The sequence below is a fragment of the Acinetobacter sp. 226 genome (assembly GCF_048147925.1).
GTDB lineage: Bacteria > Pseudomonadota > Gammaproteobacteria > Pseudomonadales > Moraxellaceae > Acinetobacter > Acinetobacter pecorum.
This window is the reverse complement of the sequence record NZ_JAYWYX010000013.1, coordinates 28,492-42,294: the sequence shown is the minus strand read 5'-3', so window position 1 is coordinate 42,294 and position 13,803 is coordinate 28,492. Positions and strand designations below refer to the sequence as shown.

Genomic DNA, 13,803 nt, shown 5'->3' with positions numbered 1-13,803 from the left:
CCAAGGTGATTGCTTTGGCAGGTACAGGGCTTTTTTGTACCTTATTTTAAGCTGCGTAGTCATGAAGACTTATAAATAAAAGCATTATGTGATTGCTTAAGGTTTCAGCCCGACTCATAATTTTAAGGCTGATAGATAAAGTGGCTTAAGTTTCTATTCAGTCATAGAGCAATTAAAATAGTGAATAGAGAATAGTTTTAATGAAAATTTATTATTTTTATCAGCATCTTTCAGATCATTATCTTTCTGTACAAAAAGAACGCATTACAGATGCTGAAACTCAACTTGAATTTATCTGGATTGATTGCACCCGCATAGATGTTGTAAATCGTGTAGAAACTTGGCAAAAAGAAATATATCAACATGCTCATATGTCTTTAAATGAATTTCATGTAAAAGATATTTTAAATTTAGAGCATCCCTGTTCATTTGATACGATGGATGATTATAACTTGCTGATTTTCCGTAAGCTCATTACTCCGGATGATGAGATAGGGACGACAGATGAACAGCATGAACAAATGTTTGGTCTGGCTACCACACCTGTCAGTTTTATTATCACGCCGCAAGTTCTGGTTACGGTACGTGAACAAGGAAATAAAGTCCTACAAAACTATATTTCCCGGATTGAGCTAAATTTTATTCATTCTAACAGGGAACAGAATAAGTCACGTAAACTTCCAGCTTCACCTTTTGATTTGTCCTTGCGCCTACTAAACAGCATGGTGGATGGTTATCTGGATTTGCGTGTACCGCTGACCCGACGGGTTGGATTCTGGCAGCAAGAATTATTGCAAGGGCGTCGCCGATTTAAGAAATGGGATCAGTTATTACAAGAAAGCATCTCGTTTCAGCAGGTTGAAGATTTATGTGAAGAGCAGATTGATACTCTACAAGAATTCAGGGATGAAATTATAGATAATTACCCACATGCGAAAGGTAAGAAAAAGTCTGAACGACTGGATATATTGCTAGTCCGTATCAATGATTTGATCAGTCATGTGGAGCGAATTCAGAAACATATTGTTCGTCTGCGTGCTTCGATCCAAGCTACTATAGATTTACATTTTTCTGCAATCGCCAACCAAACCAATGAAAACATGCGTATATTGGCCATTATCACGGCCATCTTCGCACCTTTGAGCCTGTTAACTGGTATTTATGGGATGAATTTTGAGTTTATTCCAGGTTTGAAATCTCCCACCGGATTTTGGATAATGCTAATCGTCATGGGTATTACGACCATATTATTAATCTATTATTTTTATCGCAGACACTTGGTGGGTTTGGGCGAGAAAAGCGTGATTGATCTGTTAGCACAGCAAAATAAAGATCAACACATCAACCTGCTCTGGTTGCTGGACTATAAGCCCATCAGGCAGTCTGTCAAAAAAACCGTAGAAAAAGTCGAAAAACTGACCAAATTAAAATAAAAACAGTGACATCTTTTTTGTATACAAAGATAACATTTTTAAGCATAGCCAAGCGGATTCAAACATCAGGCACAATGTGCAGGATGATCCTGGCTTGGCTTGCCTGGCTCCTACTTAAGACAAGTTTCCTGCCTCAGCCGTTTGCGTCAGTATTTTATATATTTCGTCTTTTATTTTTAACTTCTTACGCTTAATCAGTTCAATATCGCTATTGATCTGATTGACTGGATCCAGTTCCAGCTGAGTGATTTGCTTGTCCAGTTCACTATGCTCCTCAAATAACTTGGCAAAGTGTGGATCTTCCTCCCGAAGCTGGACAATTAAATCGCGATATTCGGGGAACATGTATTTGATTTTCTTATTACAATCTTTGGTTTTCATAGTAACTCTAATACTCTCATTTTAAAATTAAATAGATAGCTCTGAGCTACCGCAAAAGCATGCAGATAGACAGAGCATTAGAGGATTTACTTGAGTTGCAAATGTTTAACCTCACGGCGTAACTCTTGCACTTCATCGATCAAATCCAGCATCATGGCAACTGCAGTAAACGAAGCATCGAAATCGCGTTGCAGACGGTAGGCGCGTTGTGCGCGTGATATATCTTCACCCAGGAAGATACTGTGCTGGGTTTTGGAACGGTCCGGCAATATTCCATATTCAATCAGTTGCATGACCCATTCCGGGCTTTGTCCGCATGCTTCGGCAAAGTGAGCCAGGTCAAATGAACGATCATCCACAATTTCCGATGGAATATAACCGTGTGAAAAACTTTCTTGGTATTGAATCGTAGTCATGGATCTACTCCTTAAACCGCCTAACTATGCAAAATGAAAGGAAAATTACGGTGCTGGTATAAAGCACCATCTTTTTCCTGATCTGCATATTTGGCATGATGATTCAGCTGATCATAAATGCAGAGAGAATATACGGGAGCATGCAATGATGCGGCCTCTCTGACCAAATCTGCTTCAGTAGCATCTAAATACAAAAGGATGGAGGCTGAACCTGTTTTTATAGTTTTATATTCGATCAGCAGGGCACGTATATTGACAAAGCTGCGATGAACAGGTGGCACCAAATGAGGATGACATAACAGCCCGAAAGGCAGAATTGAGGTTGAACGAGGCTGAAGATTGATCATCATATATACATGAATAAAAAATAACCGTATTCAAACCATTATTATAATTTTCCGCCCTAGGAAACAGTTTTTATTTGTACCTTCTTGTTTCAAATCATGACAAAGTAAAAAGCCCCTGAAAACAGGGGCTTTAAAATCTATATTTTAAATTAATATTTTACCCAGGTTACACTGCGTCCGATCACTGATACGCCGACGTAACCACGTAAGGTCAGACGTTTACCATTCGTGCTTAAGCGTGCTTTACCTTTGTATACTTTGCCGCTGATCGGATCGAGCACTTTGCCATCATGGTATTCACGCGGTTTTTTTGGATCTGCTTTAAAATCCCAGATAAATGGCAACCCTAGGAAAGGCTTGTTCTTGAGCTGATCTGGACACTTATGGCAGATCCCCATTTTTTCTGCACCTGGCAGGCTGCGTGTTTCAACAATAATCCCTTCATAGCTACCATCCGCTTTCTTGCGAATTTCTACATCTGCACGGGAATAGCCAGATTGATCATCAATGGTTTTCCATTTACCCACTAGCGGATCTTCATAGGCAAAGGCCAAACTTGAAACTACGGCCAAACTCATCCCCATTACTAGAGTATTCAATAATTTCTTCATAACATGCCTGTTGGTAAGATAATCTATTCGTTTTAGAATTATTGCTCTAATTTATTTTAAAAGTGTAATTAAATCAAGAAAATAAAATGTGATTATTTTCTCTTAAATTTTCTGAAAATGAGAAATGTTAGGCTTTTATTGATGTAAATAATATCGCAATTTAAGTAGAGGTCTGGGGTGAGATTTACCAGAGAGTGAAACTTAAGGAACGGGCGAATTTTCTACTGTAAGGACATACTTTTTTCTATTCTTCAGCGTTGTAGAGATTCAAATGGAAAAAAAGCATTCCTGAAGAATGCTTTTTAAAACAGAGAAGTAGGGTTGGTTAGCTCAGATGCTCACCGAAAAGACCTAAAGCTTCTTCAGCCGTAAACGTATACTGGCTATTACAGAACTGACAGTCCATCTCGATCGGATTCTGGAATTCCAGTGTTTCACGGATCGACTCTATACCGATTTGCTGCAAGGCAACGGCACAACGCTCTTTAGAGCAGGTACAGCCAAACTTCAACACTTCCGTATCTGGCAGACGCACTTCTTCTTCATTATATAAACGATATAGAATATCAGTAGCTTGCAACCCAACCAGTTCTTCAGCCTTCAAGGTTTCTGTAAGCATGGTCAGACGTGGCCACAGATCTTCATCTACACGGCGTTGTTCTTCTTCACTATTACGTGGTAACAGCTGAATCAGTAAACCGCCCGCACGCTGCTGGTCACTTGCCAGTACGATGCGCGTCGGAATCTGTGCCGACAGATCGTAATACTGCATCAGACAGCCCGCCAGGTTTTCTTTATCAAGGGGTACGATACCCTGATAGCGTTCACCCATTTCTGGTTCGATATTGATGAACAGAACCGGAGAGTTTAGTGCCTTCAAAACCGTACTGCTGTCTTCGCCCACCAGAAAGTGCGGGTCTTCTTCATAATCCGCCAAAGCACGAACTTCACCCAAATGGTTGCATTCTGCCATGGCCCATTTAAATGTACCTGATGCCTGAATTTGCAGGCTGATACGGCCCTTAATTTTCAATGTACTGGCCAGCAGGGCAGTGGCACTGAGCATTTCACCTAACAGGATTTTAACTGCAGGTGCATAGTCACGTTGCGCTAAAATAGTTTGTAAAGCTTCTTCAAGATGCACCACTTCACCACGAACAGGGCTATCTTCAATAAAAAAGCGTTGGCGTAAATCAGACATAAAATTCTCCATAACCCTGTTTTAATGGTGTCATTATTGTAAAACACAAGTTATGACAGATCATCCCTTAACATATCAATTGTTACGCTGTTTGTATCTGGTTGCTGCGACATCTCTGGTTTTGGCACTTTATAGCGTTGATCTTGAGCAAATAGATACTCCAGTTCAGCCAAACTGTTCCGGTACTTTTTATCTGTTGAATGTTGTTCTGGATCCAGATCATACTGGCTGCTTAAAAGCTGTTCATCCTGTTCACGGAAGTTCTGGATCTGTAACTGGCTTTCTTTGGGGTTAGTATTGAGCTGGTCTAATAAGGCGCGACTCAATTCTAATGCAGAAAGATAGGTTTCACGCCAGATGTGTTGCACGCCCAAATCCTGTAATAACTGCACATGATGCCGGTCACGAGCGCGAACCCATAAACTGATTTCAGGATAATTCAGCCGAAGATGCCGCACGATCAACATTGAGTCTTCAATATCATCAATGGCGACAATGACCTGTTGCGCCGTGGCAACCCCTGCCTGCATCAAGGCTGCCGGTTCTGTCGCATCTGCCTGATAGAAAGGGATATCGTACTGCCCCAGAAGCTCAGTGGCTGGCACAGTACTGTCCATGACACTAAATGCATGCTGTTGTTGCAGTAAAATCCGGGCAATGATCTGTCCGAAGCGGCCAAAGCCAATCAGCAGGATTGGCGTATGGGCTTGAGGATTAATATCAGTTTCAAAAGTCGCTGCCAGATGATTGTGGCGATCCAGACGCGGTAAGATCTGACTGTGCAATAACCAATAAAATGCGGGGGTCAGCAGCAAGGAAAAACTCACCATCCACAGCAAGGGAGAGAGCAGATCACCCGTAATAATCTGGTCGGATACTGCAATCATCAGTGCCAGTAAGGCAAGTTCACCCCCCTGTGCCAAGCTGCCAGCCAGCAGGGTAGTATTGCGCCAGCTATTTTGATAATAGCGTGCCAATACCAAAGTAACAGTAAACTTGATCAAGATTAAAGCCAAAGTTCCGCCCAGAATCATCCAGGGGAAATCTAGCAGATCAGACAATTTTAGTGACATGCCCAGACTGATAAATGCCAGGCCGATCAACAAGCCCTGAAAAGGCCGAATAGCACTTTCTACCGCTGGCCTGAAATCTGAATCTGCCAGTAAAATGCCGGCAAACAAGGCTCCCAGGAATAGATTTATTCCGAGGGTATTCATTAATACCAATAATGCCAAGATCACTGTGACTGTCACAATGACATGTAGTTCATGACCGCCGCTTTTGGCAATCCAGCGATATAGCGGTTGCATCAGGTAACGATTACACAGGAACAGACCGCTCAATGTCGCGATGATCGCAGCAAAGTAGGCCACGCCATGTTCAGTGGATCGAATCCCGGCAAATAAGGGAATGGCTGCAATCACCAGAATGGCCAACAGGGCATGAACCAGCAGAATCGAATAGGTCTGTTGACCATAACTGGTGGCAAACTGTTGCTGGTTGTTCAACTGTTGAATGACCAGTGTCATGGCAGACAAACTGCCGGCAAGCCCAATCACGATGCTAGCAAGCAGACCTTGCTGCAAAAAGGTCCATGCCATCAAACTGAAAATCAGCGCGCTGGTCAGTACTTGTAAAGTTGCCATCATCCATAGGGTGGGGTGGATCTGGAGGATGCGTTGTGGTCTGAGTTGCAGGCCGATCCAGAACATGAGCGCCATCAGGCTGACTTGCATGAAACTACGCATGACTTCGGGTGCCTGAATCAGATGCAAAAGGCCTGGGCTCAAGATAATTCCTGTTAACAGATAGCCCAGCACACTTGGCAACCTGAGCCTTTTACTCAGTGGCACCATCAACAGTGCAATGACCAGAACCAGTGTTATTTGTAACAGTATCGACATTTTCCTGCCCTAAATTTATGCTTGATCCAGACTCGCAGTTTCGTATTCTAGAGCGACCCTCAGGCGCAATATCTCTTAGCTCAGTTCCTGAGGGTCGATGTCCAGCGTGAGCTTCATGCTGGAAGGCTTGTCCTGCAGCATGTTTTGCCACCAGCTGCGCACATAGTAATGCAGACGTGGACGATCCGCTGACAATAGCACCATATGTGACTGATAGCGTCCAGCCTTACGTTCCATTGGCGCAGGAATCGGTCCCCAGATGTCCAGCACCAGATCGGGATATTGCCTGAGAAGAGCTGCATGTTTCTGTAAGAATTCGGTATTTTGTGCCTGATCCTTGGATTCACAGCGAATTAGGATGGCATAACGGTAGGGCGGCATCTGGGCCATCTGCCGTTCTTTTAAGGTCTGCTGGGCAAACACGCGATAATTTTCATTGACCAGGGTATTTAGTAGGGCATGATCAGGCCTGAGCGTTTGCAAATAGACATCGCCTTTGTGTTCACCACGTCCGGCACGGCCAGCCACCTGCACGATCAGTTGCGCAGTCCGTTCAGTAGCACGGAAGTCCACACTCAGCAGACCGGAATCAATATCCAGAATCGCCACCAGCGTCACATAAGGAAAATGATGGCCTTTGGCCAGCATCTGGGTGCCGAGCAGAATTGCCGGTTCGCTTTTCTGAATCTTGTCATAGATTTTCTGCCAGCTGCCGACCCGACTGGTGGAATCGCGATCGACCCGAATCACCTCAAAATCCGGAAAGAGTTCATTCAGATGTTCTTCGACTTTGCCGGTGCCCATGCCCAGTGTAACCAGTTCCTGATGCTGACATTGCGGGCAGTGTTCCGGCATACGGTGAATGGTACCGCAATGATGACAATGCAGATGCTGATAAGGCTGACGGTGTACAGTGAAGTTGGCATCACAGTGCGGACATTGTGCCTGCCAGCCGCAACTGCCACAAAGCAGAACGGGGGCATAGCCACGGCGGTTTAAAAAAATCAGCACCTGTTCCTTTTTCTCCAGACGCTTTTTGATGTCCTGAATCAATTGCAGGCTAATCCCATGCTGCTTCTGTGCGACTTTTAAATCCAGAATATGGATTTTGGGCATCAAGGCCGTGCCGGCACGCTGGTTCAGCTCCAGCACCTGCATCTTGCCATGTTGCACCAGCGCATAACTGTCAATGCTTGGAGTGGCTGACCCTAAGATTACCGGACATTGCTGTAAATGGCCGCGGTACAGGGCGACATCTCGGGCATGATAGCGGAAGCCTTCCTGCTGTTTAAAGGACAGGTCATGTTCTTCATCCAGAATGATCAGGCCCAGATTCGGCATTGGCGTATAAATGGCGGAACGTGTACCCAGCACAATCGAGGCTTTGCCGGTTTCCGCCGACTGCCAGGCTTGTAGCCGTTTGGAATCATTCAGCCCGGAATGCAGCAGCGCAATATGGCAATGAAAACGGGACTGAAAACGGCTGATGGTTTGCGGCGTCAGGCCGATTTCCGGTACCAGCACCAGCACCTGTTTGCCCTGTTTCAGTACCTGCTCCATGATCTGCAAATACACTTCAGTTTTACCGCTGCCGGTCAGACCATCCAGTAAAAAAGCCTGATATTGATTGCGATATTTTAATACCTGTTCGACTGCATGTTTTTGTTCAGGATTGGCCGTTAGCGGCATCTGTGCCAGTTGCATCGGCTGCGGACTGAAATCTTGTGGCTCCAGCACACAGGCGCAAATCTCTTTTTTCTCCAGTGCTTTTAAGGTCGCGGTTTCAATCCCGGCCATGTTGAGCACAGTTTCAGTGGTCCCGACCGGATGCAGTTTTAAAATCCGGTAAGCTTCCTGCTGCTTGTCCGAACGGCGAACTTTGGCCTCGGCATTAGTGTCCAGGAGCTTCCAAGTACGGGCCAGCAGGTTATAAGGCTTACCCTGGCGCAGCAGGGTCGGCAGGGCACTGTGGACGACTTCACCGATCGGAAACTGATAATACTGTGCTGACCATGTCAACAAACTTAAAACTTTGCTATCTATAATGGCACGTTCATCGAGCAGTTCGGTCACAGCCTTAAGTTTAAAGCGCGGGTCGAGAGGAGTGTCTGCGGACAGTTTTTCGATAATCACCCCGACCAGATTCTGCCGGCCAAACGACACCAGTACACGTGCGCCAATCTGCGCCTGTTCAAATTGTTCTACACTCATTGTGTAATCAAAACAATCAAATACATGCACAGGTACAGCAATGCGTACGCGATAAAGTGGACTTGAATCTGGGTGAGAATTTTGCATATCTTGGGGTGGAGATCCTGAAGAAATTTCGTCGTGCTTAAAGTTCGATTATGTTAGAGTGAGCAGATAATTTATATCAAAGAATATGAATGATTTGGGTGGTCTGACGCAACAGCGTTAAGCAAAATTTTGGAAAATTAGAGCATTACAATGCCTGCATATCAGTTTATTGCGCTTGATGCTTCAGGGAAGCAGCAAAAAGGCGTGCTGGAAGGGGATTCTGCGCGTCAGATCCGGCAACAATTACGGGATAAAGCGCTTATTCCAGTCTCTGTCGATCCTATCGAGAAAAAAGACCGGCATTATCGACGAAAATGGTTTGAAAAAAGCCTCACCGCCTATGATCTGGCTCTGATGACCCGGCAGTTATCCGTACTGGTCGCTGCCGCGATTCCATTGGAAGAAGCCATTCGCGCCGTCGGCAAGCAAAGTGAAAAAGTACATGTGCAAAACCTGCTGATGTCAGTGCGCTCAAAAGTACTGGAAGGGCATAGTCTGGCGCAAGGCTTGCAGCAATCAGGACGGTTTCCCGAGCTGTATATTGCCACGATTGCGGCCGGTGAGCGTTCCGGGCACCTGGATCTTATTCTGGACCAACTGGCAGACTATACCGAAAATCGTTTCGCCATGCAGAAAAAAATTCAAGGTGCAATGATCTATCCGATTATCCTGATGCTGATGTCCTTTGCAATCGTGATGGGACTGATGACCTATGTGGTGCCGGATATCGTCAAGACCTTTGACCAGAGTAAAGATGCCCTGCCCTGGATTACCGTGGCCTTGATGAAAGCCAGTGATTTTATCCGCCTTGCCTGGCCATTTTTATTGATCGGTGGAGCCTTGGGGATTTTCCTGTTGGTCCGGTTTTTAAGAACCACCGCCGGGCATTATGCCTTTGACCGTCTGACTTTAAAGCTGCCGCTATTTGGGAAACTATCACGCGGGATTAATGCCGCGCGTTTTGCCAGTACCTTATCCATTTTGACCCAGTCTGGCGTGCCGCTAGTCGATGCATTGCGCATTGGAGCTGCGGTCAGCAATAACTGGGTAATCCGTGATGCGGTGAATCTGGCTGCTGAAAAAGTGACCGAAGGCGGTAACCTGGCAACCCAACTGGAACGCAGTGGTTATTTCCCGCCGATGATGGTACAAATGATCAGAAGTGGCGAGGCATCCGGTGAACTCGACCGAATGCTGGAGCGTGCTTCACAGATGCAGGATCGTGAAGTGACCACCCTGATTTCAACTTTACTGGCTTTGCTGGAACCTTTAATGCTGGTTCTGATGGCCAGTATTGTTCTGGTCATTGTGATAGCAGTAATGCTGCCAATTGTGAATATGAATAATATGATTTAAACAGTAACCAGTTAGAATTTTGCTGTGATCAAGATTCAAGTGGTCTGAATAATGCAAATGAATGAGAGAGAGTGAATGAAAAGGAAACAATTAAATAAACAGACAGGCTTTACCTTAATCGAAGTCATGGTGGTGATTGTTATTCTTGGTGTGCTTGCTGCGCTGATCGTTCCGAACGTGATGGGGCGCGGTGAAAAAGCCAAAGTAGATACCACCGTGATCAAGTTACAGAGCATTGCAGGTTCACTGGATCAATATAAGCTCGATAATGGTAAATATCCAAGCATGCAGGAAGGTGGTCTGGATGCACTGGTGAACCAGCCAGCGACTGCAAAAAACTGGATGCCGGGTGGTTATGTCAAAGGCGGTTTTCCAAAAGATAGCTGGGATAATGAACTGCAATATGTGATTCCGGGTACCGACGGCCGAAGCTTCGATCTGTATTCATTTGGGGCAGATGGTCAAGCGGGCGGTGAAGGAACAGATGCCGATATTTATTATCAGCCATAATCGAGAATCATTATAAATTCTCACTGAATGGAATATATCACTTCACTTCATAGCTTATTTTTGTGTTAAGTGAAGTGATAATAGGTATTAATTATAAAATACAATATAAGTTTTTGAAAATTATATAAATTAAATAATAGAAACGATATGCGAGTTATAATAAGAATTATTCCCATGTTTATCTATTACAATTCTCGTAAGATATGAATAAAGCTACACTTTCTATTTATTTGAAAAAGCTCATAATGCTCTGAAAGGCACCTGACTCGCCAACTGAGAAACATATGAAAGCATTTATCTTGAAAGATGAAATCAACCAATTTCACTGGTTGATGCTGAAATCTGTTCTTCTGGTTTTAAGCATGTTGCCGGTCAGTCAGGGAATCGTTCATTTATGGCAGAGCACCGAAGGTAGCAGCCAGATTATAGTGGCTTTCTTTGCCATCAGTTTGATGAGCAGTTTAATGGCTCTATGTTTCTGGTCAGCATTAAATGCGAGTGTTATTCGCATTCAGGCCGAGCAAAGCTCAGCATTTGAACAGGCTGTAGTTCACATTTATCGTCATGTACCGATGCTGTCTTTAGCCAGCATGCTCTGTTATCTGGCAGTACAGTTTTAAATTTTAAAAAGATGAAAAAACCGAGGCTTTGACCTCGGTTTTTATTGCCTTGAGCGTTTCTCCCTTTATTAACGGGAGTTTAGGAGAGGTTGATAAGATTTGATATTCAGGAATCTCCTAAATCCCCCTTTCTTTGTAAAAGGGGGACTTGAAGAAATTACCGTCTAGATTTAAAGCTGACATCCACTTTACGTGGACGGAAGCGCCAGCCTACTAGCAAGAGTAGAACAGAGAAGATCAGGACCGGCCAGTCGCTGAGTTTCATATACGGGGTTTCGCCCTGCATGGCTGGAAGTTCACCACGTAATACCGCTTCCTGATCCATCGGGGCTTTTTTCACAATATGACCATTGTGATCAATAAACGCAGTCACACCAGTATTGGTGGCACGGATAAACCAGCGGCCATTTTCTTTGGCACGCATTTGCACCATCTGCAGATGCTGTAGCGGCCCTGCTGTACCGGTAAACCAGGCATCATTAGATACGGTTACCAGAAAATCACTCTGGCTGGCATTACGGCGGGTCAAATTAGGATAAGCCACCTCATAGCAAATCGCAGAACCCAAAGGATGATTTTTTACATTCAACGGTTCTTGATGATCTGTACCCCGAGTAAAACCACTCATGGACGGATCATTCTGTAAACCCGGCAATACCCAGCTTAACCAGCCTGACAAGGGAATATATTCACCAAACGGAACCAGACGCTGTTTCTTGTACAGTCCATCCGATTCATCTCCGCTCGCCATAATGCTGTTGTAATATTTTGGATAGCCCGCAGTCTGAGATTCGGCCAAATCCCAATACGGAATGCCGGTCACCCAGGCCGTTCCGGATTTTTCAGCCTGGACTTTCATGGCTTCCAGAAAGGCTTCAATATCAGTCTGGAACATGGGAATCGAAGATTCTGGCCAGACGATCAGATCTCGGCCCCATTCGGTTTTGCTCAGATTGGCATAAATCAGTAAGGTCTTTACCTGATATTCTGTCAGCCATTTCAGGTCCTGCGGAATATTGCCCTGAATCAGGGAAACAGTTAAAGGCTTTTGATTTTTCTGCTCAACAAACGTCAGCTGGGCTGCACCCCAGGCGCCGAGTAACAAGATGGCTGAAGGAAGCGCCCAGAACAGGCGTCTATTCAGGATTTCAACCAGCGCACAGGCCAGAATGATCACCACAAAAGAAACCCCGAATACGCCGAATAAGGGCGCATAGGCATCCAGGTAGCGTTCGGTAAAGGCATAACCAGCAAACAGCCATGGGAACCCGGTAAATACCCAGGTCTTGGCCCATTCAAACAGGACCCAGAGCGGGGCAAAGGTTAAAGGGGTTTCCGGGAAAAAGCGCCGGTAAACAAAACATTGAACAGCACTAAACAGACCCATCACCAGCGCCATGATCAGGATCATTACAATGCTCAGAAAGGCACTGGTATCGCCATAGACATGGATGGAGGTATAGAGCCAGAAAGCACCCACAAACCACAAGCCGATCCCGTAAGCCCAGCCAATACCAAAGGCCTGTTTTGCGCTACGTCCACGCAAGCAGGCATAGAGCAGGGCCGGAGACAGAATGGCTAGCCACCAGTAATGATAAGGAGCCAGTGCCAAGCTGAAGATGGCACCTGCAAATAAGGCAATTAAGACAGGATAGATCAGCGGCAAGGTTTTCTGCCGCTGAGAAGAACTCAACAGCTTATCGAAATACGCTCTCATTGGCGCACGGCTCGAATCAGGTGAATAGAACGTGAATCTGCCTCAAGAATGGTAAACTGCCAGTCTTCCAGTTCAATGGTCTGACCTTCAAGATCATTCACCAGACCAATTTCCTGTAATAACAAGCCGCCCATGGTTTCCACTTCATCATCAGGGAAATTCGTATCCAGCATATTATTGAAATACTCGATCGGAGTCAGGGCCTGGACTATCCAGGTATTGGCGGTAGTCGGGTCGTTATCCGGAACAATGTACTGTGCTTCTTCATCGATATTGTCATGTTCATCTTCAATTTCACCGACAATCTCTTCCAGAATATCTTCCAGTGTCACCAGACCCGAAGTCGTACCGTATTCATCAATCACTACGGCAATATGTGTCTGGGTGTTTTTCAGCATGCGCAGTACCTGATCGGAACGGGCACTTTCTGGAACAAACAAAGGCTGGCGCATGAGCGCGCGAATATCGACTTTGGTGGTCGGCTCGGTCAGAAAAGGTAATAAATCCTTGGCCAGCAGAATTCCGACTACATTGTCGGTCTGATCGGATGAGAATACCGGAAAGCGTGAATGTGCAGACTCGACCAGCACATGCAGGATATCCAGTAGTTGGTCATCTTCCTGCAAGCTGATCATGGACGTACGGGGCGTCATGACTTCACGAATTTTGGTTGCCGGGAGGTCAAGTACACCCTCAAGCATGGCAACAGTATCGGGTTCTAAAAATCGACGTGAATCTTGTACTAATTTTAGCAGTTCGTCGCGAGTTTCGGGTGCAGTTCCCAGCCATTTGCGTAAACCGCGCATACCCCACGACGGGCCTGATTCCTCGTGCATGATTTTTCCTGAAGACTCTTAATATCTAAAAAAACGTGGTTTTATCATACCGCAGAAAATACGCTTGTCTATTGTAAATATGATGTGCAGTCTTGATCGCGTAAGTCAGTGCCGATTTTAAACCTGGACCCACCTCCAAAGCAGTCCTGTAATCGCAGGTTTATGTTAAAATA

Annotated in this window: 13 protein-coding genes; 4 read left to right on the top strand and 9 right to left on the bottom strand. The window is 45.1% G+C overall.

Features of this window, described 5'->3' with window-relative positions:
• Positions 1–200: 200 nt before the first annotated feature.
• Positions 201–1,433 (top strand): magnesium transporter CorA family protein, encoded by a 1,233-nt coding sequence (locus tag VXP95_RS07870; protein ID WP_064102189.1) that lies wholly within the window; start codon positions 201–203, stop codon positions 1,431–1,433.
• A gap of 114 nt (positions 1,434–1,547) precedes the next feature.
• Here the strand turns inward: VXP95_RS07870 and VXP95_RS07865 are convergent, their stop codons facing one another.
• The 7 genes from VXP95_RS07865 to VXP95_RS07835 form a co-directional block, all read right to left on the bottom strand.
• Positions 1,548–1,814, bottom strand: a complete 267-nt coding sequence (locus VXP95_RS07865; RefSeq protein ID WP_064094940.1) for a YdcH family protein — start codon at positions 1,812–1,814, stop codon at positions 1,548–1,550.
• 86 nt (positions 1,815–1,900) lie between these two features.
• Positions 1,901–2,230: a chaperone modulator CbpM gene (locus VXP95_RS07860; RefSeq protein ID WP_064094939.1), complete on the bottom strand. Its 330-nt coding sequence runs from the start codon at positions 2,228–2,230 to the stop codon at positions 1,901–1,903.
• Positions 2,231–2,250: 20 nt separating this feature from the next.
• The gene (locus tag VXP95_RS07855) at positions 2,251–2,580 is read right to left on the bottom strand and encodes a hypothetical protein (protein WP_191730322.1); all 330 of its coding nucleotides are present in this window, start codon (positions 2,578–2,580) and stop codon (positions 2,251–2,253) included.
• 146 nt (positions 2,581–2,726) lie between these two features.
• On the bottom strand, positions 2,727–3,188 hold the full coding sequence (locus VXP95_RS07850; RefSeq protein ID WP_416681135.1) for a DUF2147 domain-containing protein: 462 nt from the start codon (positions 3,186–3,188) through the stop codon (positions 2,727–2,729).
• A 325-nt stretch (positions 3,189–3,513) separates the two neighbouring features.
• The gene (locus VXP95_RS07845) at positions 3,514–4,389 is read right to left on the bottom strand and encodes an Hsp33 family molecular chaperone HslO (protein ID WP_064094936.1); all 876 of its coding nucleotides are present in this window, start codon (positions 4,387–4,389) and stop codon (positions 3,514–3,516) included.
• Positions 4,390–4,439: 50 nt separating this feature from the next.
• Entirely contained in the window at positions 4,440–6,293 is a 1,854-nt protein-coding gene (locus VXP95_RS07840; protein ID WP_416711802.1) for a cation:proton antiporter, read from the bottom strand.
• A 75-nt stretch (positions 6,294–6,368) separates the two neighbouring features.
• Positions 6,369–8,591 (bottom strand): primosomal protein N', encoded by a 2,223-nt coding sequence (locus VXP95_RS07835; protein WP_416681133.1) that lies wholly within the window; start codon positions 8,589–8,591, stop codon positions 6,369–6,371.
• Between the two features lie 150 nt (positions 8,592–8,741).
• Here VXP95_RS07835 and gspF point away from each other — a divergent pair, with 150 nt between their 5' ends.
• From gspF to VXP95_RS07820, 3 genes are all read left to right on the top strand, one after another.
• A complete protein-coding gene (gene gspF, locus VXP95_RS07830; RefSeq protein ID WP_416681132.1) occupies positions 8,742–9,947 on the top strand; it encodes a type II secretion system inner membrane protein GspF in 1,206 nt (401 codons plus the stop codon).
• 75 nt (positions 9,948–10,022) lie between these two features.
• A complete protein-coding gene (gene gspG / locus VXP95_RS07825; RefSeq protein ID WP_064094932.1) occupies positions 10,023–10,457 on the top strand; it encodes a type II secretion system major pseudopilin GspG in 435 nt (144 codons plus the stop codon).
• Positions 10,458–10,741: 284 nt separating this feature from the next.
• Positions 10,742–11,077, top strand: a complete 336-nt coding sequence (locus VXP95_RS07820) for a hypothetical protein (RefSeq protein WP_416711801.1) — start codon at positions 10,742–10,744, stop codon at positions 11,075–11,077.
• A gap of 157 nt (positions 11,078–11,234) precedes the next feature.
• Here the strand turns inward: VXP95_RS07820 and lnt are convergent, their stop codons facing one another.
• A complete protein-coding gene (gene lnt / locus VXP95_RS07815) occupies positions 11,235–12,794 on the bottom strand; it encodes an apolipoprotein N-acyltransferase (protein ID WP_416681131.1) in 1,560 nt (519 codons plus the stop codon).
• A complete protein-coding gene (locus VXP95_RS07810) occupies positions 12,791–13,630 on the bottom strand; it encodes an HlyC/CorC family transporter (RefSeq protein WP_416681129.1) in 840 nt (279 codons plus the stop codon). The genes lnt and VXP95_RS07810 overlap by 4 nt, the downstream gene beginning before the upstream one ends.
• Positions 13,631–13,803: the final 173 nt, after the last annotated feature.